Origin of the sequence: Robbsia andropogonis, from assembly GCF_034047095.1 — a bacterium.
GTDB classification, from domain to species: Bacteria; Pseudomonadota; Gammaproteobacteria; order Burkholderiales; family Burkholderiaceae; genus Robbsia; species Robbsia andropogonis.
On the sequence record NZ_CP139170.1, the window covers coordinates 2,295,771 to 2,315,727 of the forward strand.

General features: G+C 60.4%; 17 protein-coding genes. 2 read left to right on the forward strand and 15 right to left on the reverse strand.

Going from position 1 to position 19,957, the window contains the following annotated elements; translation table 11 throughout:
- Nucleotides 1-64 precede the first annotated feature (64 nt).
- From rnhB to rpsB, 15 genes are all read right to left on the reverse strand, one after another.
- Nucleotides 65-724, reverse strand: coding sequence for a ribonuclease HII (gene rnhB, locus SJQ66_RS23535; protein WP_024903080.1), 660 nt, complete (start codon nucleotides 722-724; stop codon nucleotides 65-67).
- Nucleotides 721-1,926 carry a lipid-A-disaccharide synthase gene (gene lpxB / locus SJQ66_RS23540; protein ID WP_036009275.1) on the reverse strand — a complete coding sequence of 402 codons (1,206 nt, stop codon included), beginning with the start codon at nucleotides 1,924-1,926 and terminating at the stop codon, nucleotides 721-723. Before lpxB ends, rnhB begins: the two co-directional genes overlap by 4 nt.
- On the reverse strand, nucleotides 1,926-2,711 hold the full coding sequence (lpxA, locus tag SJQ66_RS23545; RefSeq protein WP_024903082.1) for an acyl-ACP--UDP-N-acetylglucosamine O-acyltransferase: 786 nt from the start codon (nucleotides 2,709-2,711) through the stop codon (nucleotides 1,926-1,928). Before lpxA ends, lpxB begins: the two co-directional genes overlap by 1 nt.
- Before the next feature lie 18 nt (nucleotides 2,712-2,729).
- Nucleotides 2,730-3,254 carry a 3-hydroxyacyl-ACP dehydratase FabZ gene (fabZ, locus tag SJQ66_RS23550; protein ID WP_024903083.1) on the reverse strand — a complete coding sequence of 175 codons (525 nt, stop codon included), beginning with the start codon at nucleotides 3,252-3,254 and terminating at the stop codon, nucleotides 2,730-2,732.
- 5 nt (nucleotides 3,255-3,259) lie between these two features.
- Nucleotides 3,260-4,348 carry a UDP-3-O-(3-hydroxymyristoyl)glucosamine N-acyltransferase gene (gene lpxD, locus SJQ66_RS23555; RefSeq protein WP_046153058.1) on the reverse strand — a complete coding sequence of 363 codons (1,089 nt, stop codon included), beginning with the start codon at nucleotides 4,346-4,348 and terminating at the stop codon, nucleotides 3,260-3,262.
- A gap of 8 nt (nucleotides 4,349-4,356) precedes the next feature.
- Nucleotides 4,357-4,992: an OmpH/Skp family outer membrane protein gene (locus SJQ66_RS23560; protein WP_082102681.1), complete on the reverse strand. Its 636-nt coding sequence runs from the start codon at nucleotides 4,990-4,992 to the stop codon at nucleotides 4,357-4,359.
- A 100-nt stretch (nucleotides 4,993-5,092) separates the two neighbouring features.
- Entirely contained in the window at nucleotides 5,093-7,390 is a 2,298-nt protein-coding gene (gene bamA, locus SJQ66_RS23565; RefSeq protein WP_046153059.1) for an outer membrane protein assembly factor BamA, read from the reverse strand.
- Between the two features lie 129 nt (nucleotides 7,391-7,519).
- Nucleotides 7,520-9,055, reverse strand: a complete 1,536-nt coding sequence (gene rseP, locus SJQ66_RS23570) for an RIP metalloprotease RseP (protein WP_024903087.1) — start codon at nucleotides 9,053-9,055, stop codon at nucleotides 7,520-7,522.
- Between the two features lie 15 nt (nucleotides 9,056-9,070).
- Nucleotides 9,071-10,276: a 1-deoxy-D-xylulose-5-phosphate reductoisomerase gene (gene ispC / locus SJQ66_RS23575; protein ID WP_320534611.1), complete on the reverse strand. Its 1,206-nt coding sequence runs from the start codon at nucleotides 10,274-10,276 to the stop codon at nucleotides 9,071-9,073.
- A 40-nt stretch (nucleotides 10,277-10,316) separates the two neighbouring features.
- Nucleotides 10,317-11,159, reverse strand: coding sequence for a phosphatidate cytidylyltransferase (locus tag SJQ66_RS23580; RefSeq protein WP_320534612.1), 843 nt, complete (start codon nucleotides 11,157-11,159; stop codon nucleotides 10,317-10,319).
- Nucleotides 11,153-11,968 carry a polyprenyl diphosphate synthase gene (gene uppS / locus SJQ66_RS23585; RefSeq protein ID WP_320534613.1) on the reverse strand — a complete coding sequence of 272 codons (816 nt, stop codon included), beginning with the start codon at nucleotides 11,966-11,968 and terminating at the stop codon, nucleotides 11,153-11,155. The genes SJQ66_RS23580 and uppS overlap by 7 nt, the downstream gene beginning before the upstream one ends.
- Nucleotides 11,969-12,239: 271 nt before the next feature.
- Nucleotides 12,240-12,800, reverse strand: a complete 561-nt coding sequence (gene frr, locus SJQ66_RS23590) for a ribosome recycling factor (protein ID WP_024903092.1) — start codon at nucleotides 12,798-12,800, stop codon at nucleotides 12,240-12,242.
- Nucleotides 12,801-12,973: 173 nt separating this feature from the next.
- Nucleotides 12,974-13,687: a UMP kinase gene (gene pyrH, locus SJQ66_RS23595; RefSeq protein ID WP_024903093.1), complete on the reverse strand. Its 714-nt coding sequence runs from the start codon at nucleotides 13,685-13,687 to the stop codon at nucleotides 12,974-12,976.
- Between the two features lie 280 nt (nucleotides 13,688-13,967).
- Entirely contained in the window at nucleotides 13,968-14,855 is an 888-nt protein-coding gene (tsf, locus tag SJQ66_RS23600; RefSeq protein ID WP_024903094.1) for a translation elongation factor Ts, read from the reverse strand.
- A gap of 349 nt (nucleotides 14,856-15,204) precedes the next feature.
- Complete coding sequence (rpsB, locus tag SJQ66_RS23605) at nucleotides 15,205-15,957, reverse strand: 30S ribosomal protein S2 (protein ID WP_036009279.1); 753 nt, start codon at nucleotides 15,955-15,957, stop codon at nucleotides 15,205-15,207.
- A 292-nt stretch (nucleotides 15,958-16,249) separates the two neighbouring features.
- On the opposite strand from rpsB, the gene map reads away from it, so the two are divergent.
- Complete coding sequence (gene map / locus SJQ66_RS23610; protein WP_024903096.1) at nucleotides 16,250-17,053, forward strand: type I methionyl aminopeptidase; 804 nt, start codon at nucleotides 16,250-16,252, stop codon at nucleotides 17,051-17,053.
- A gap of 335 nt (nucleotides 17,054-17,388) precedes the next feature.
- Entirely contained in the window at nucleotides 17,389-19,950 is a 2,562-nt protein-coding gene (locus SJQ66_RS23615) for a [protein-PII] uridylyltransferase (RefSeq protein WP_390174004.1), read from the forward strand.
- The last annotated feature ends 7 nt before the right edge of the window (nucleotides 19,951-19,957 follow it).

A 19,957-nucleotide genomic window follows, 5' to 3' on the forward strand; every position in this document is an offset into this window, starting at 1 on the left:
CGCTTGAACAGCGGGTTCGAACGCGATTGCACGACCGGCAATGCGGAACGAGATTCGGAAGTCGTCACAGCGCGGATCCGGCCTCGATGCGCGCCCACGCCTCGCGCACCGGCGCGAAGGACCGGCGATGATGCACACACGGCCCGTGCTTGGCCAGCGCGGCCAGATGCTGGGCCGTGCCATAGCCCATATGCGCATCGAAACCATAGTGCGGGTGCGCCACGTGCAACATCGCCAACTGCCGGTCACGGGTCACCTTGGCCAGAATCGATGCGGCCGAAATCGCCGGCACCAATGCATCGCCACCCACCACGGCCTCGGCGCGCACGGCAATGGCAGGGCAGCGATTACCATCGATATAGGCCAGGTCCGGCGTGACCGACAGCCCTTCCACCGCTCGGCGCATTGCCAGCATCGTCGCCTGCAGGATGTTCAGCGAATCGATCTCGGCAACACTCGCCTCCGCGATCGAATACGCCAGTGCGTCACGGACAATCTCGCCATAGAGTCGCTCACGGGTCTTAGCGGATAACTTTTTCGAATCGTCGAGACCGGGGATCGGTCGTGCGGGATCGAGAATAACGGCGGCGGCCACCACCGATCCGGCCAATGGCCCACGGCCGGCTTCATCAACACCGCAAGCCAACTGCCCCGGCACGTCGAAACACAGCGTGGCTTGCGGCGCGAATCGCACCGGGGACGTCATGCGCTTGGCCTGCTTCATCGCACTGCTCCCGGCGTGCGCGTAGCCACGTGCATCACGGCCTCCGCCGCCAACGTACCGGTATCGCGCTGCAACGATGCATGAATATCCGTGAAAATCGCCTGTAATTCTCGCCGATTCGTATCGTCGTGCAATTGCTTCAAGGTGGCGTCGGCAAGCGCTTGTGGCGTGGCGAAATGCTGCAGGATTTCCGGCACGACGAATCGGCCGGCCAGCACGTTCGGCAGACCGACATAGGGCAGATAACCCTGGCGACGCATGATCTGCCCGGTCAGCCAGGGTACCTTGTACGAGATCACCATCGGCTTCTTGAACAACGCCGCTTCCAGCGTCGAGGTCCCGCTTTTGATCAGCAACGCGTCAGACGCTTCCATGACGTCGTGCGATGCGCCGTCCGTTACTGTCAATGGCAACTCCGGGTAGGTCGCCAGCAACGGCGCCAGCAAGGCGCGCACCGCCGGCGATGCCGACGGCAGGACAAAATGCAAGTCGGGCTCGCGTTGGTGCATCAACGCCATTGCGGCGAAGAACGTCGGGCCGATCAGCTGGATCTCGGAACGCCGGCTGCCCGGCATGACGCCGATCAACGGGCAGTCCGCCGGCAGACCCAGCCGTGCACGCGCCGCGGCGGGGTCCGGCGTCATCGGGATCATCGTCCCGAGCGGATGACCCACGTACGATGCCGGGATACCGGCTTTGTCGTAGATCGCTTTCTCAAACGGGAACACGCAGAGCATATGATCGACGGCTTTTGCAACCGTCTTGATACGCCCGGCACGCCAGGCCCAGATCGACGGACTGACGAAATGCACGACCGGCACGCCGGCCTGCCGCAAGGTGCGCTCAACAGAAAAATTGAAATCGGGCGCGTCGATGCCCACGAACACCGACGGTGGATCGGCAAGCAACCGCTGGGTTAGCGCCCGTCGAATGCGCAAAATGCCGGGAATGCTCGACAACGCCTCCACATAGCCACGGACGGCCAGGCGATCGGACGCCCACCATGCGTCAAAACCTTCGGCCTGCATCCTCGGACCACCGACCCCGGTGATCGGCACGGCATACGGAAACGCATCCGTCGCAGGCACATATTCGCGAAGACCCCGCAACAACGCCGCGCCCAGCAGGTCACCGGAGGCCTCACCGGCGACCATCGATATCTGGCGTGTGACTGGACCCGCCGTCTGTGCCAAAGCGTCCATCAACGGATAATGCCACGCTTCGCCGTATCGATGAATGCGAGGAACGCGCTCAACTGTTGCTTGCCCTCGTCCAACGCGTCGATATCGGCGCTGATCTGCACCTTCGCTTCATCGAGCGACAGACCGCTCTTGTATAACGTCCGGTAGCCCGAGCGCAATGCGCTGATTTCTCCAGGCGCGAAACCACGGCGACGCAGCCCCTCGACATTGATGCCATGCGGCGTGGCCTTTTCGCCCGCGGCGATGACGAATGGCGGCAAATCCTGCACCAAGGCGGACGCGCCCCCCAGGAACGCGTGCGCGCCGATGCGTACGAACTGGTGCACGCCGGACATCCCTCCCAGAATGGCCCAGTCGCCCACCGTCACATGTCCGGCGATCTGCGCATTGCTCGAAAACACGACGTTGTTTCCCACATCACAGTCGTGTGCGATATGCACATACGCCATGATCCAGTTGTCGTTGCCGATTTTCGTCACGCCCTGATCCTGGGACGTGCCCGTATGGATCGTCGTGAACTCGCGGATCACGTTTCGGTCACCAATTTCCAAGCGCGTGGGCTCACCCGCGTACTTCATGTCCTGCGGCGCCCCGCCGACCGAGGCGAAATGCCCGATACGGTTCGCCTCGCCGATTGTCGTCTGTCCCTCGATTACGGTATGCGATCCCACCGTGGTGTGCGCACCGATGCGGACGTGCGCGCCGATTACGGCGTAGGGTCCGATCGTTACCGATGAATCAATTTGCGCGCCCGCCTCGATAATCGCTGTCGGATGAATAGTCATGGCTCTCTGCCCCGCGAATCAGCTGGCTTTGCCGGCGGTCACGAGCGGCAAGGCATCGGCTACCGTCGGCCTCTCGATATGCTGCACCGCGCATGTCAGATCGGCTTCCGCGGCCAACGCGCCGTCAACGGACGCCCTGGCCTTGAACTTGTAGATGTGGCGTACATTCCGCTCGAAGGTCACGTCCAGCACCAACTGGTCGCCTGGCTCCACCACCCTCTTGAAGCGAGCATTGTCTATGCCGGCAAAGTAGTACAGCGTCGTCGTCGGATCATACGTTGAAGTATCTTCCGCGAACGTCAGTAACGCGGCAGCCTGCGCCAATGCCTCAAGAATCAGCACACCCGGCATCACCGGGCGTGACGGAAAATGGCCTTGAAAGAACGGCTCGTTCATCGTCACATTCTTTAGCGCACGAATGGACTTGTGTTGCACCAATTCCGTGACCCGGTCCACCAATAGAAACGGATAACGATGCGGCAACAACGTCAAGATCTTGTGGATATCCAACGTGATCCCGGCGCTTGTATTTTCTTGTTCCATAATTTTCACTGCTTGTCTTTCAGCGCTTCAACAGTCGCTTCGAGTTGCTTGAGGCGAACGCGCATTGTATCGAGGTTGCGCATCACCGCCGCGTTCTTGTTCCAGTCCCGGTGTTCGATCGCCGGGAAGGCGCTCGTGTACAGACCGGGACGCGTCAACGACTTCGACACGCCGGACTTCGCCGTCACGATCACTCGATCCGTCAGCGTGACATGTCCGGCAATGCCTACCGCGCCACCAATCATGCAGTGGCGGCCAATCACCGTGCTGCCCGCGATACCCGCACAAGCCGCAATGACGGTATACGCGCCGATGCGACAGTTATGGGCGATCTGCACCAGGTTATCGATTTTCACCGAATGCTCGATCACGGTGTCGGCCATCGCGCCCCGATCGATCGTCGTGTTCGCACCGATTTCAACATCTTCGCCAATCGTCACCGCGCCCACCTGCGGGATCTTGACCCATTCGCCTTCGATATCGGCCCCGTCCCCTTCCGGGAAATCCGGCGCGAAACCAAAGCCGTCGGCACCGATAACCGCGCCCGCATGCACGATCACGCGCGCACCCAACCGGCAACCATGGTAGATCGTGACGTTCGGATACAGACGCACGTCGTCGCCGAGCTTGACGCCACGACCCACGACGACATTCGCGCCGATACGCACGCGCTCGCCGACAACCACACCGGCTTCGATACTGACATTCGGACCGATCGACGCAGACGCCGCCACCTGTGCACTGGGGTCGACACGCGCGCTAGGATGCACGCCAGACTGCGAGGCCGGCTCTCCGGCAGCCACATACAACTGCGCCACGCGCGCGAAATACGCATAAGGGTTCGGTACGATGACCCAGGTCACCGGCACGGCCGCGCGCGCTTCCTTTGGAAATTTGTCGAGGTCACGCGCGGAAATCAGTATCGCGCCGGCTTGGCTTTCAGCCACCTGGGGAAAATACTTCGGGTTCGCGAGGAACGACAACTGGTCGCGATGCGCGCGATCAAGCGGCGCAAGTCCGCGAATGGTCAAGCCCGCATCCCCTTCGATGCTGCCACCGAAGCGCTCCACCAGTTGTTGAATCGAATAGCCCATCCACACTCCTACTTACTACTGCGCTTGCAGATATCCGGCAGCGGCGGCACCGGCTGGGACGCTAGCGCGGCGAGCACCTTGTCGGTGATATCGATCCGCGGATTGAAATACACCCCTTCTTCAACGATCAGGTCGTAATTTCCTTGCTTCGCCACTTGTTCGATTGCTTTGTTCGCGATGGCGAGCACCGCCTGATAGGCCTGATTCTGGCACTGCGTCAGATCATCGGCGAAATATTGTCGATCACGCTGCAACGCCATATTGACCGTTTGCAACCGTGCCTGGCGTGCGGCACGCTCGTCCGCACTCAACGACGCCGACGTCTTGTCGAAGTTGGACGCATCGCTTTGGAATTTGTTCACGCGAGATTGTAAATCCGCGCCACGCTTGCGGAACATCTCATCGATCTGAGAAGACAAGGCCTTGGCCGGCACCGATTCCTTCAGGATCTGATCCGATTTGACAACGGCGATATGCTCATCCGCACGCGCCGCGGGTGCACACCAGGCCAATAACACTGATCCGGCGACCAAGCCGGACAGGATCCGCGTGGCCGCGATGAACCACGGCGCGCGCCGCATTGTCGGCGCGGGTGGCGTTACAGGCATTCCGGCCGCGCCAGAACAGGTGTTTGTCGAGGTCACTCAGCCCATCCTCATCAAATGCAACGGTACCAGGGACGTTGCAACATACGTGCAATGTCCCCGGTACCGCCGACAACAAATACTACGCCGGAACCGGACGTTAGAACGCGGTACCTATCTGGAACTGGAATTTCTGGTACTGATCGCCCGCATGCTTGACCAGCGGGAAACCCAAGCTTAACTTCAGCGGTCCGATCGGCGAGATCCAGGCAAGACCCAGACCATATCCATACCGCAGATCGCTGAAATTGATGCTCTGAGAATCCCCCCAAACATTGCCCGCATCGAAGAAGGTGAATACCCGAAGCGTACGATCGTAACCGGTTCCCGGCAACGGGAACGTCAACTCGACGTTGGCCACCGCCATCTTGGCGCCACCGATCGGATCGTTGGTCGTCTTGTCACGCGGTCCCAGGGAACTCGGCTCATAACCCCGAACCGAGCCGATACCGCCGGCGTAGTAGTTCTTGAAGATCGGATAGGTGCCGCCAATGCCCTTGCCGTAACCCAGTTGCCCATTCAGACCAAGTACGAAGCCGCGCGCGAACGAATAATAATACTGCTGCTGCAAGTCCACCTTCCAATACTTCGTGCCACCCGCGGGCGTACCTACTTCGGCGTTCGCGCGGGTAAAGTAGCCGCGACTTGGCACCAAGGCGCTGTCGCGCGCATCGCGCGACCAGCCCATCGTCACCGGCACGACGTTCGACACTCGGCCATATTCGTTGACGTAGTCTTTATACGCCTGCGGAGTGGCCGAGTCGACGTCCATGCGGTACTGTTGGAAGCCCACCCCGAAGAAAACCGTGTCATATTCGGAAAACGGCACACCGAACTTCAAGTCAGCACCGGCCGTGATGATCCGGAAGCTGCTGTCCGTCGAATAGTACAACGGCGTGGACGTCTGGTAGTAAGCACTAGTGATCCGGCTGATGCCGTCCACCGTGAAGTAGGGGTCCGTCTGCGTGACCGTCAATGTCCGATAATAGCTCGACGTATTGACGTTCACGGCCAGGCTGGTTCCCGAGCCGAATACGTTGTCCTGCGATATGCCGGCTGACAGCACCACCTTGTCCGAGGACGAGAAGCCCGCGCCCAGCGTGATCGCACCGGTCGGCTTTTCCTTGACGGCGACATCCACGTCCACCTGATCCGGTGTTCCGGGGACCGGCTGCGTGGTGACATTCACATCAGTAAAATAGCCCAGGCGGTTGATCCGATCCTGCGACAACTTCAGTCGATTACTATCGAACCACGATGATTCGAACTGGCGCATCTCACGGCGCACCACTTCATCGCGCGTCCTCGTATTACCGGTGATGTTCACATGGCGTACGTAGACACGACGGCCGGTTTCCACCTTCAGATTCAGCGCAACCGTATGGCTCGTCTGATCGATCTGCGGTTCGGCATTAACGGTAGCAAAAGCGTAACCGTACTCACCCAGCTTGTTGACGATCGCCTTCGTGGAATCCTGCAACTTTGCCGCAGAGAAACGATCGCCGGCCTTCAGCTTCAACAGCTTTTCCAGCTCCGCCTTCTTGTCCAGCAGCTCGCCCGACAACTCGATCGACGATACTTTGTACGGCTCGCCTTCATGGAGACTGAGCGTCAGGTACATGCTCTTCTTGTCCGGCGTGATCGACACCTGCGTCGATTCAATGCTGAACTCGAGATACCCCCGATCCAGGTAATAACTGCGGACGTGCTCCAGGTCGGTGGTCAGCTTGTCCTTCGAATACAGGTCGTTCTTCGTGTACCACGAGAACCAGTTCGGCGTGGAAAGCTGCATTTCATCGCGCAGCGTGCTACTGGAGAACGCCTTATTGCCGATGAAATTCACCTGGCGGATCTTCGCGCTCGGCCCTTCGATCACCGAAAACAGGATGGCAACGCGGCTACGATCGACCGGCGTCACCGTCGTCGTCACTTCCGCAGCGTAAAAGCCGCGCGTCAGGTACTGCCGCTTCAACTCCTGCTCGGCCTTGTCGGCCAGCGATTTGTCGAAGTAGCGCCCCGGGGCCATGCCGCTGGAACGCAGCGCCTTCGACAGCGTGTCCTTGTCGAACTCCTTCGTGCCGGCGAAGTCGATGGTCGCAATGGACGGCCGCTCCGCAACCTGCACGATGACGGTGCCACCTTCCACATTGATCCGGACATCGTTGAAGAAACCGGTCGCGTAAAGCGCACGGATCGCCGACGAGGCCTTGTCATCTGTGAAGGTGTCGCCCTTTTTGATAGGCAGGTACGAGAAAACGGTGCCCGGCTCGACACGCTGCAGTCCCTCGATCCGAATGTCTTGAACCACGAACGGCGCTGCCGCATGTGCGATGAGGGTGTGCGCCGCAATGGCGGCAGCGGCAACCGACTTCGGCACGAGGTGATGAGATTTCAACAACTTGCTCCCGATTCAATGGAAGTTTTTGGCGAAGAATGGGTCCGGGCCCAGGGCCTGTGCAATTCGAGATGCCGCTCCCGCGATATCCCGCATCGACCACGGCACCGCATCGACTGGCGCGGCACTTGCTCAGGAATGGGCGAGCCGCGTCAGATCGTTGAACAGTGCGACAACCGACAGCGCTACGATACAGACCAACCCCGCCCGCTGTAGGATGGCCTGCCACCGGTCGGATACTGCCCGACCGGTCAGCGCTTCGACCGCATAATATAACAGATGCCCCCCATCCAAAACGGGAATCGGCAGTAGATTCAATACGCCCAGGCTGATACTGACCAATGCGAGAAAGGAGATGAAAGCCGATACGCCCATTCGCGCACTGCGTCCGGCGTAGTCGGCGATGGTCACAGGCCCGCTTAAATTCTTCAACGAAGCCTGTCCAGTCAGCATCCGACCGAACATCTCGACCGAGAACGATGCCACGTCCCAGGTCCGCCCAACGGCCATCCGCACGGATTCCACCGGTCCATAATGCACATCGACCAACGGCAGACGCATACCCAGCGCCGCGCCGATACGACCATATGGCAGTCCGCCTCCGGCTTCCTTTACCGCCTCCGGTACGACATGAACGGTAACATTCTGGTTTCCCCGCTGAATATCAAGCACGGTGTCACGACCAGGGCGTTCACGCATCATCTGCACGAGCGCGTTGGCGTCGTCGACTGTTTCGCCTTGCACGCGAAGTACCGTATCCCCTTCCTGCAAGCCCGCCTTGGCTGCCGGCGTGCCCGGTTGCACGCTGGCGATCAACGGCGCGGCGCCGCCAGGCACCAAACCCAGGCGCGTGGCGATATCGGCCTGCCCCCCACCCGCCCCGACCATGTCGGCGCGGCGCTTCCCGGGCGTGTCTCCCTGCAATGCGGCGAGGGATAGCGTGTGCGTTGCGACGCCATCCGGACGCTGGGTGCGCAATATGACCGTGCTGGCATCAGCGTCGACGTCGCGCGCCAGCCAGTGCCGCAATTCCGGCCAGGATCGGACGGACCGATATGCCACATCGCCATCGTCGCTGCCATCGCGCTGCGTGACCCGCACCGCCACGACGCGTTCGCCACTGGCGATGCCGGCGCGCTGCGCCATGCTGTCTTGCGTCGGTGTACCGAGGATGGCCTCCGGCTCCGGTTGGCCGTACCAAGAGAGACCGGCGAACAGCAGGATGGCAAGCAGGAAATTGGCGATCGGTCCAGCGGCGACAATGGCAAAGCGCTTGCCGACGGACTGTCGATTGAACGCGTGGGGCAGGTCGGCGGGGGCGATTCGATAGGTGACGGCATCCGCCGTGTCGGCCGCCGCTGTTCCTGAACCCGACACTGCGGTGACGCGGACCGTTCCATCAGCGTCCTCCACCGCATCCGATCGCACCTGGGTGGGATCACGCTCATCCAGCATGCGTACATAGCCACCCAGCGGTAGCCAGCCAATGGTCCACAGGGTACCGTCACGTCCTTGCCGTTGCAGCAATGGCTTACCGAAACCGATCGAGAAACGCAGCACCTTGACGCCACACCAGCGTGCGACGCTGTAATGACCCAACTCGTGGAATACCACCAGGATGCCAATGGCGACAAAAAATCCGATCACCGATGTCACGAAGTCGAACATAGGAGAGACCACCTCTTAATGATGCCAGCGGTGACCTTCGAGGCGCGCGCGCGCCTCCGATCGCGCGGCCTCGTCGGCCGCGAATACATCTTCCAGCCGCGTGGCGGCCCCATGCGTCATCGCGTTCATGACGGCTTCCACCACCGTCGCGATGTCGGTGAAGCGAAGCTGACCGGCCAGAAATGCGTCCACGGCGATCTCGTTTGCCGCATTCATCGCCGCGCTGGCGGTACCACCCTGGCGTAATGAGGCGAACGCCAGACGCAAACAGGGGAACCGGCCCAGATCAGGTTTCTCGAACTGCAATTGCCCGATGGCCGGGAGATCCAGCGGCGCAACGCCGGAGCCAATGCGATCCGGATAGGCCAACGCATGCGCGATCGGCGTGCGCATGTCGGGATTTCCTAACTCCGCCAACACCGACCCGTCAGCATAGGACACCATTGAATGGATCACACTCTGCGGATGGATCAGTACATCGATCCGTGACGGCGGCAGGCCAAACAGCCAGTGGGCCTCTATCACTTCCAGCCCCTTGTTCATCATCGTGGCCGAGTCGACCGAAATCTTGCGCCCCATGACCCAGTTCGGATGCGCGCACGCCTGATCCGGCGTCACATTGGCGAGGGTCAGCGGATCACGCGTGCGGAACGGGCCGCCCGACGCGGTAAGGATGATCTTCTCGATGCCTCCCCGCGGGTCCAGCATCGGCGCCGTACCGGCCTGCTGCGCGGATGGCAGGCATTGGAAAATCGCGTTGTGCTCGCTGTCCAGGGGCAGCAACGTGGCGCCGCTCTCTTTCACGGCGGCCATGAACAACGCGCCGGACATGACCAATGCTTCCTTATTGGCAAGCAGAATCCGCTTGCCGGTCCGTGCCGCCGCCAAGGCGCTCGGCAGCCCTGCCGCGCCGACAATGGCGGCCACGACCGTATCGCATTCCGCCGCGGAGGCGATATCGCATAATGCATCAGGGCCGTGCGCTACCTCGGTAGTGAGTCCGTGCCGCCGTAACGCGTCGCGCAACGGGCCGGCGGCATCGGCGCTGCCAATGACCGCGACCGCGGGACGGAAAACCGCGCATTGCGCCGCAAGCGCTTCCCAGTTGCGTTGCGCCGACAGCGCATGCACGCTATACCGGTCAGGGTGGCGAGCTACCACATCCAGCGTGCTTTTGCCGATAGACCCGGTCGACCCGAGCAGCGTAATCCGTTGTGTCATATCACACTCAAAAAACCTTCCGGCGCGCAGATCGCCGGCATTACACCACATTGCCCGAGCCCAGCAGGAGCATCGCCAACGGCAGCACCGGCAACAACGCATCAACGCGATCCAGCACACCACCGTGCCCCGGCAACAGCTGGCTTGAATCCTTGACGCCGGCCTGCCGCTTCATCAATGATTCGAAGAGGTCGCCAATCACACTGAATACCACGAGCAGCAGCACCGCGGCCAAAGCGCGGCCAATTCCGAACCGTGCCGCATATTCTGTGAAAATCGTTGGCGCAAAGACATGGGTTGCAATGGCAAGCCCGGCAACAATCAATACGACAACCGCGCCACCAATCGCCCCTTCCCAGCTTTTTCCGGGGCTGATGGTCAACGCCAGCTTACGCTTGCCAAACCGCCGCCCGACAAAATAAGCACCGATATCGGCCAGCCAGACCACGATCATCATCGACAACACCAACGCCACCCCCCAATCGCGGCGCGCCGACACCAGCGCGTGCCAGCAACCGAGGAAGACGATGATGCCCGCGAGCAACATGAAAGTGCGCCACGCTCCCGCGGCGAGTATCGGTCGACGGATGAACACGTACGGTACGAGTAACACCCAGAACACCGCACAGGCCTTGTACAAACCAAGCGGTGCGCCGGCATCGGTCGCCGCGCCACGCATGCTGGCCAGCAACGCCAGGGCCGCGACCGCGGCGTAGACGTAAGGCCTGATGCCCGTCAATTTCAGCAGGCGAGCCCACTCCCACGCGGCACAGACCAGCACGATGCCTATCATCGTGCCGAAGCCGGAGATCGGCGCCCATAAGGTAACAGGCACCAGAATCAACAGCAGGACGATGGCGGTAATCACACGGGTCTTCAACATGGCAACGAACCCATTCCCTGCTCGCTGCCCTGCTTCGCCGCATCAAGCGCCGCGCCACCAGGCGTTACCTGCGCGCTGGTACGCCCAAAACGTCGCTCCCGTTTCCGGAACGACGCGAGGGCTTCGCTGAAAATCTTCTCGTCGAAATCGGGCCAGAACGTAGGCGTGAAAAACAATTCGGTGTAAGCCAATTGCCACAGCAGAAAATTACTGACCCGCTGTTCCCCACCGGTTCGGATAAAAAGATCCGGCTCCGGCGCGTACGACATGGCCAGACAATGCTCGAGACGTTGCTCGTCGACGATGCCGACCTGCCCGTCCGCCACCGCCTGCTCGGCAATTTTGCGCGTCGCTTGCAGGATGTCCCAGCGACCACCGTAGTTTGCCGCGATGGTCAGCGTCATACGGGTATTGCGTGCTGTTTTGCTCTCCGCGCGCGCGGCCAGCTCGACAATGCGCTTGTCGAAGCGCGACAGGTCGCCAACGATGCGCAAGCGGATGCCATTAGCATGCATCTTGGCCACCTCGCGTTCAAGCACGGCAACGAACAAGCGCATCAGGAAAGACACCTCGTCTTCCGGTCGGCGCCAATTCTCGGAACTGAAGGCGAACAGGGTCAGATACTGAACCCCGCTATCGAGGCACAGCGAGACGGTTCGGTGAATGGCTTCCACGCCTTTTGTATGCCCCGCGACACGCGGTAGATGGCGTTTTTGCGCCCAACGGCCATTTCCGTCCAGAATGATCGCGATATGACGCGGAATCGAGGACGGATCAGGAACACTCAAGGTTGAGCTGGTATGAGTCATAGGCGCCGAGGCCGTTTCCGGTTCGGATCGTGAATGGTCAACACCAGGAGCCTGGCGACAGCGCCAACCAGCCCTTGGCCAGACAGGTTGCAAAGCGGCCCAACTTGCAGCCGGCCGGCGTAAACCGCGTGCCGCACCGCGTCATGCCACGTCGCATCGCGGTGGACGGCATCACATACCCTCTGCTCCCACGTCATGCCGTATGAGCAACGCTCGCCACGGTGCCGCGCACCACGGTGATTACGCAGGGTTGTTGCGGTCATTCCGTCAATCAGACGGTCATGATTTCCGCTTCCTTCGCCGTCACGAGCTTATCGACTTCCGCAACGAATTTATCGGTAGCCTTCTGAACATCGTCTTGCGCACGACGGTCGTCGTCTTCAGAGATTTCCTTGTCCTTGACCAGTTTCTTCGACTGCTCGTTCGCGTCGCGGCGCAGGTTGCGCAGCGCGATCTTCGCCGACTCAGCCTCGCTCTTCACCACCTTGACCAGCTCACGACGACGTTCCTCGGTCAACATCGGCATCGGCACGCGGATGAGTTCGCCCATCGTCGACGGATTCAGACCCAGGTCCGACTCGCGAATCGCCTTCTCGACCTTCCCGACCATGTTCTTTTCCCACGGCTGCACGCCAATGGTACGCGCATCGACCAGCGTCACGTTCGCCACCTGCCCGATGGGGACCGGCGACCCGTAGTACTCGACCTGAATATGATCCAACAACCCCGTATGCGCACGACCGGTACGGATTTTTGCCAGATCGGCCTTGAACGACTCGATCGTGCGCTGCATCTTTTGATCGAGCTGTTTCTTGAGTTCAGCGACTGTCATCTTGTTCTCCCAACCTATATTGCAGTGTGCGGCGACGATCCTATCGACCCCTCGGCGCCGCGCGGGATGCCACGCCCGGAAAGGCGCACCCAGCATGCGCGGAACGAACAAACGTCTGTCAGGTTCGAAACCGTCACCACACAGGCGACGCTCGCTGCCGAGCGCCTCCTTTATCAAACGTGAACGAGCGTGCCCTCTTCCTCACCGAGGATGACCCGGCGCAACGCACCCGGCTTAACAATCGAGAACACGCGAATCGGCAGTTTCTGGTCGCGGCACAGCGCGAACGCCGTGGCATCCATCACCTGCAAATTCTTGCTGATCGCTTCATCGAACGTAATGTTCGCATACCGTATCGCGGACGGGTCTTTTTTCGGGTCAGCAGAGTATACGCCATCCACCTTGGTCGCCTTCAAGACCACTTCCGCGCCAATTTCCGCACCACGCAACGCCGCGGCCGTATCCGTCGTAAAAAACGGATTCCCGGTTCCGGCGGCAAAAATGACTACTTTTCCTTCCTCGAGCTGACGAATGGCGCGAGGGCGGATATATGGCTCGACGACTTGATCCATGCGCAATGCCGATTGGACACGCGCCACGATACCAGCATGCCGCATGGCATCCTGCAGCGCCAAGGCATTCATCATCGTTGCCAGCATACCCATGTAGTCGGCGGTAGCGCGGTCCATTCCGGCAGCACCTCCCGCGACACCGCGGAAGATGTTGCCGCCACCTATCACGACCGCTACCTGGGTGCCCAGACGGACAATCTCAGCAACGTCTCCCACCATCCGTTCGATGGTCGCGCGATTGATGCCAAACGCATCATCGCCCATCAGTGCTTCGCCGGAAAGTTTCAACAAGACGCGCTTATAGGAAGTTGGCATAGGGGATTCCTGATAACGCCGGCGACGGCAACGGTAGAACTTTAGAGAGGAAACGGCATGCAGGCAACCGTGTTTCCCGCACGCCCGGTCGCCGATGGGGGCCGGTCAGAACGCCATCATGACCGGCCACCCACATTGGCGACCCCTGAATACCGATGACGGAGGCACTGCCTCCGTCATCATGACACAACTCGACCGCGAACAAATCCCATGGCCTGGCGGACGGCGCCGGTTCGTGGCGCCGTCCGGTGGTTACCATGGATGAGAGCGGCCCGATCGATCAGTTTTGCGCTTGCTTTGCCGCGGCAACCTGGGCCGCCACTTCCGCCGCGAAGTCGTCCTGGCGCTTTTCAATACCTTCGCCAACCACATACAGCTTGAACTGGCTGACCGTCGCGTTGGCGGCCTTCAGCATCTGTTCAATCGATTGCTTGTCGTTCTTCACAAACGGCTGGTTCAGCAGCGACACTTCCTTCAGGAACTTCTGCACCGAACCCTCGACCATCTTTTCCACGATCTCGGCCGGCTTGCCCGATTCCGCAGCCTTCTCGGCGGCAATCTTGCGCTCCTTCTCGACCAACTCGGCCGAGACATCGCTGGCTTGCAATGCCGCCGGCTTCATCGCCGCGATATGCATGGCCACATCCTTGCCAACTTGTTCGTCACCGCCGTCGAACTCGACCAACACACCAATACGGGTGCCATGCAGATAGGAAGCCAGCTTCTTCGCGCTTTCGATACGCTCGAAACGACGGATCGACAGGTTTTCACCGATCTTGCCAACCAGCGCCAGCCGCACGGCGTCGACCGTCGAGCTTTCCAGCGGCAATGCCGACAACGCCGCCACGTCAGCCGGATGTTGCGTCGCGACCAGCTCCGCCACCGCCTTGCCGAACGTCAGGAAGTCAACGTTTTGCGCCACGAAGTCCGTTTCGCAGTTCAACTCGACCAGCACGCCAACGCCATTGCCCACATGGGCGACGATGATGCCTTCCGCCGTCACGCGCGATGCGGCCTTGCTGGCCTTGTTACCGAGCTTGACGCGCAGGATCTCTTCCGCGCGCACGATATCGCCATCCGCCTCAGTCAGTGCCTTCTTGCATTCCATCATCGGCGCATCAGTCTTCGCGCGCAGTTCGCCCACCATGCTTGCAGTAATCGCTGCCATGTCTATTTGCTCCTGGATTCAGTCTTATCGATGTTCACTGCATGCCGATGCATTCGGGCCACCCAACGCACGCCCCGCAAGGGAAAACAAAAGGGTGGCACATCAGCATGTCAAAACATCGACATGGAAAAACGCCAATCTGTAGTTCAAAAAAAAGGGGCTTATGGAGAGCCCCTTTTTCGCCGTCAATCCCGCCGCCATCGCGACCCTGTCGTGTCACGAACCCGTGCCGGCCGTCATCCGCAGCCGGTAACCCGGTAAGAAACCGCGCCATGGGATGCCGACGCGAGACTCGGCGGGCCGGGCGGCATGACATGCACACAACGCCGACCCAGCCCGGCCTGAAGCCTTACGCCTCGTTAGCCACTTCGACGAATTCGTCGCCTTGCTCGCCACGAACCGCTTCAACCGTTTCCTTCACCGCCGTCGCACGACCTTCCAACACGGCGTCAGCCACCGCTTGCGCGTACAGCGCAACCGCCTTGCTCGAGTCGTCATTACCCGGAATCACATAATCCAGGCCTTCCGGCGAGTGGTTCGTGTCAACCACGGCGATGACCGGCACGCCCAGCGCCTTTGCTTCGGCGACGGCAATCTTGTGGTAACCAACGTCGACCACGAAGATCGCGTCCGGAATCCCCGGCATGTTCTTCACGCCACCAATGGAGCGCTCCAGCTTCGCCATTTCGCGCTCGAACAGCAGGCCTTCCTTCTTCGTCATCTTTTCCAGGTCACCCGCTTCGACCTGTGCTTCCATTTCCTTCAGCTTCTTGATCGACGCCTTCAACGTCTTGAAGTTCGTCATCATGCCGCCCAGCCAACGGCTGTTCACATATGGCATACCCGAACGCGTCGCCTCGGCGGCGATCGTTTCGCGCGATTGACGCTTCGTGCCCACGAACAGCACCGTGCCGCGATTTGCCGACAACGTGCGCACGTACTTCAGCGCGTCGTTGAACAGCGGCAAGGTCTTGTCCAGGTTGATGATGTGCACCTTGTTACGCGAACCGTAGATGTATTGGGACATCTTCGGGTTCCAGAAGCGCGTTTGGTGACCGAAGTGGACACCGGCTTCCAGCATTTCTCGCATCGAGACTGCCATGATTTTTCTACTCCATGAGGGTTCGGACTAAAACCGGCTGCGACATCACTGTCCGGCACGCACAAAATAATTGCCGGGACAGCGACACCCTGGGTGCACCGATTCGCGATTTGAACTTCCGCCCCGAAAACAGGGCCGTTACCTGCCACACAAGCCGGGCGCAAGAAATCCAGCCCGCGATTATAGCACCAGTACGGCCATGGACTCAACAGCGAGGTTTGGCCGTCCATCGTCCAGCGGATCAATCGTCTGTGAGATAATGCGGCCTTGATTGCGCTTACCGATTGGAATCATGGCCGTTACGCTGAAATCCGAACACGACATCGCCCAGATGCGCGTCGCTTGCCGACTGGCGAGCGAGGTGCTGGACTACATCACGCCCTTCGTCAAGGCAGGGGTGACCACTGGCGAACTGGACCGGCTCTGCCATGAATACATGGTAAAGGAACAAGGCACGGTGCCGGCCCCGCTGAATTACCAGCCTCCCGGCTACCCGCCTTATCCGGCCGCCACCTGCATTTCGGTGAATGATGTCATCTGCCATGGCATTCCAGGCACCAAGGTCTTGAAGAACGGCGATGCGCTGAATATCGACATCACCGTCATCAAGGCAGGCTACTTCGGCGACACGAGCCGGATGTTTATCGTGGGAGAAGGATCGATCCTGTGCAAGCGACTCGTGCAAACGACATTCGAATGCATGTGGCTGGGCATCGAGCAGGTGCGTCCTGGTGCGACGTTGGGCGATATCGGTCATGCGATCCAGCGGCATGCCGAGGGCGCGGGCTTCAGCGTGGTGCGCGAATATTGCGGTCATGGCATTGGCACGGTATTCCACGAGGAACCGCAGGTCGTTCATTACGGCCGTCCGGGCACCGGAATGACGCTGGAAGCCGGGATGATTTTCACGATCGAGCCGATGATCAACGCCGGCAAGCGCGATATCCGCACGATGCCTGACCATTGGACCGTCAAGACGCGTGACCGCAGCCTGTCCGCCCAATGGGAGCATACCGTGCTGGTGACGCCGGATGGCTTCGACGTCCTGACCGTCTCGGCATTGACACAGCCACGGCCAGTGCTGGCGGAAGTCTGACGCATGGGCTCGCCTGGACCATCGGCGTCTGGCGGGATGCTTGCCTGACAAACTGCATGCCGACAGCGTTGCACTCGGCTCGGGCGCGCGCGTGAAGCAAGGCGGCGCGTACGCGACGTCATATGCCGGGACGGTCTAAAAACCGGCACCTTTTGAATATTGTCTAATATTGTTTAAGCGATGATCGAGACTTGGCGTCATCGATCGACGGACGGAGCCTTTCCCGGCCGTCTGAAATTTTTGCGCTTCGGCCGTCCGGCCAACGGAACACCATGACAGCGTCCGCCTCCCCATCGCCTTCCCAATCGGGTCTTCCACATCCGAACGGCACTCCGATGAACAGTGCCGAACTGCGGCAATACTATCGTGGCGAGAAAACCGCCCAAATCGACAAATACCGTGGCAACGGCAAGATCGACTTGCTGATGCGCAATCTGGCGCGCAATGCCGACAGGGTGTTGACCGACATCTGGCATGACTGCAAGTTGCCCGGCATGCTGACGCTGGTTGCCGTCGGGGGATATGGACGAGGCGAACTCGCGCCGCATTCCGACATCGACATCGTTGTTTTGCTTCCGGCCGAACCCGATGAATTGCTTGCCGGACGGCTCGAACGTTTCATCGGCGCCGCATGGGATGCGGGGCTCGATGTCGGCAGTAGCGTACGAACGATCGAGGATTGCATCGAGGCCGCACACGGTGACATCACGATCCAGACCGCCTTGCTCGAAGCACGTCGCATCGTCGGCAATACGCAGTTGTTCGAACGTTTCACGAGGGCTTTTCAAGACAGTCTCGACCCGCGCGCTTTTTTCCAGGGCAAGCTGCTCGAAATGCGGCAGCGCCACGCGAAATATCAGGACACGCCGTATAGCCTTGAGCCGAATTGCAAGGAAAGCCCCGGCGGGCTACGTGATCTTCAAGTCATTATCTGGATGGCGCGTGCAGCGGGCTTTGGTTCAACGTGGCAGGAACTCGAACATTCCGGGCTGATCACGGCGCACGAGGCGCACGAGCTGCGGCGTAACGAGTTCTTTCTGAAAACGCTGCGGGCGCGCTTGCATATCCTGGCCAATCGCCGCCAGGACATGCTCGTCTTCGATCTGCAGACCGCGCTTGCCGAAGCATTCGGGTATCGCGCCAGCGCCAGCCGACGAGCCAGCGAGCCGTTGATGCGACGGTACTACTGGGCCGCGAAGGCAGTGACGCAGTTGAGCACGATCCTCGTGCAAAACATCGATGCGCGCCTGAATCCGGACCAAAGCGGCATCACGCGCGTGCTGTCGCAGAATTTCGTCGAAAAACAAGGCATGATCGAAATCGTTTCCGACGATCTTTTCGAGCGCGAGCCGACTGCCATCCTCGAAGCCTTCCTGTTGTACGAGAAGGTGCAAGGTGTTAAAGGCCTGTCGGCGCGCACGCTTCGGGCGCTCTATCACTCACGCCGCAGCATGACGCTGAGTTGGCGCCGTAATCCGGAGAATCGCCGCCTGTTCCTCGAGATCCTGAAGCAGCCGTCGGGGATCACCCATGCGCTGCGGCTGATGAACCAGACCAGCGTCCTGGGCAGTTATCTGACCAACTTCGGCCGCATCGTCGGGCAAATGCAGCACGACCTGTATCACGTCTACACGGTCGACCAGCATATTCTGACCGTGCTGCGGAACATTCGGCGTTTCGGTAGTGCCGAGCATGCGCATGAATATCCTTTTTGCAGCGAATTATTCGCGAACTTCGAACGACCCTGGGTGTTGTATATCGCCGCGCTGTTCCATGACATCGCGAAAGGCCGGGGCGGCGACCACTCGACGCTCGGCATGGTGGATGCACGCCGATTCTGCCGGGAACACGGCGTGGAGGAGAACGACACCGCGCTCGTAGTCTGGCTCGTCGAGCATCACCTGACAATGAGCCAGGTGGCGCAGAAGCAGGATACGAGCGACCCCGACGTGATAAAGAGCTTTGCCGACACCGTGGCGAGTGAACGTCGGCTGACGGCACTGTATCTGCTGACCGTCGCCGACATTCGCGGCACCAGCCCGAAGGTCTGGAATGCCTGGAAAGGGAAATTGCTGGAAAACCTGTACCGCCTGACCTACCAGGTTCTCGGCGGCGCCGCGCCGGATGCCGATACCGACTTGATCCGGCGCCGGGACGCGGCTCGCGCGGCGTTGCGGCATCGATTGGTCTCCCCGGACGCCGAAAAGCCACTATGGGAACAACTGGACGTCAGCTACTTCCTGCGGCACGACCCGGACGAGATCGCCTGGCAAACACAGAAGTTATTGCCGCACCTGACGACCGAACGCGTCATCGTCCGCGCACGCCCCTCCCCGATCGGTGAAGGGTTGCAGGTGTTGGTGTATTCGAAGGACAGGCCGGACCTGTTCGCGAGCATCTGCGGCTATTTCAGCCGCCAGGGGTTGTCCGTGCAACAGGCGGTCATCCATACGACGCACCACGGCTATGCACTGGATGATTTTCTGGTGCTGGACCCGGATCGGGAAGCCGGGAATCTTGATAATCACCGCCACATCGCCAACCTCGTCGAACAGCAATTGGCGCAGCAATTGGAGGCGCATGCCGGCCTGCCAGATCCGGTAAAAGGTCGCTTGTCCCGTCTATCGCGCGTGTTCCCGATTTCGCCGCGCATCGACCTGCGTCCCGATGAACGTGGTCAGTTTTTTATCCTGTCCGTCTCGGCGAACGACCGCGCGGGCCTGCTGTACACCATCGCGCGCATATTGGCAGAACATCGGATCGAAGTGCGGAGCGCGCGCATCCACACCCTGGGCGACCGCGTCGAAGACGTGTTCCTGATCCAAAGCGACCGGCTTGTGGATAGCCGACTGCAACTGAAACTCGAAACGGAACTGCTCGATACGCTGGCGATCTGACCCTGCT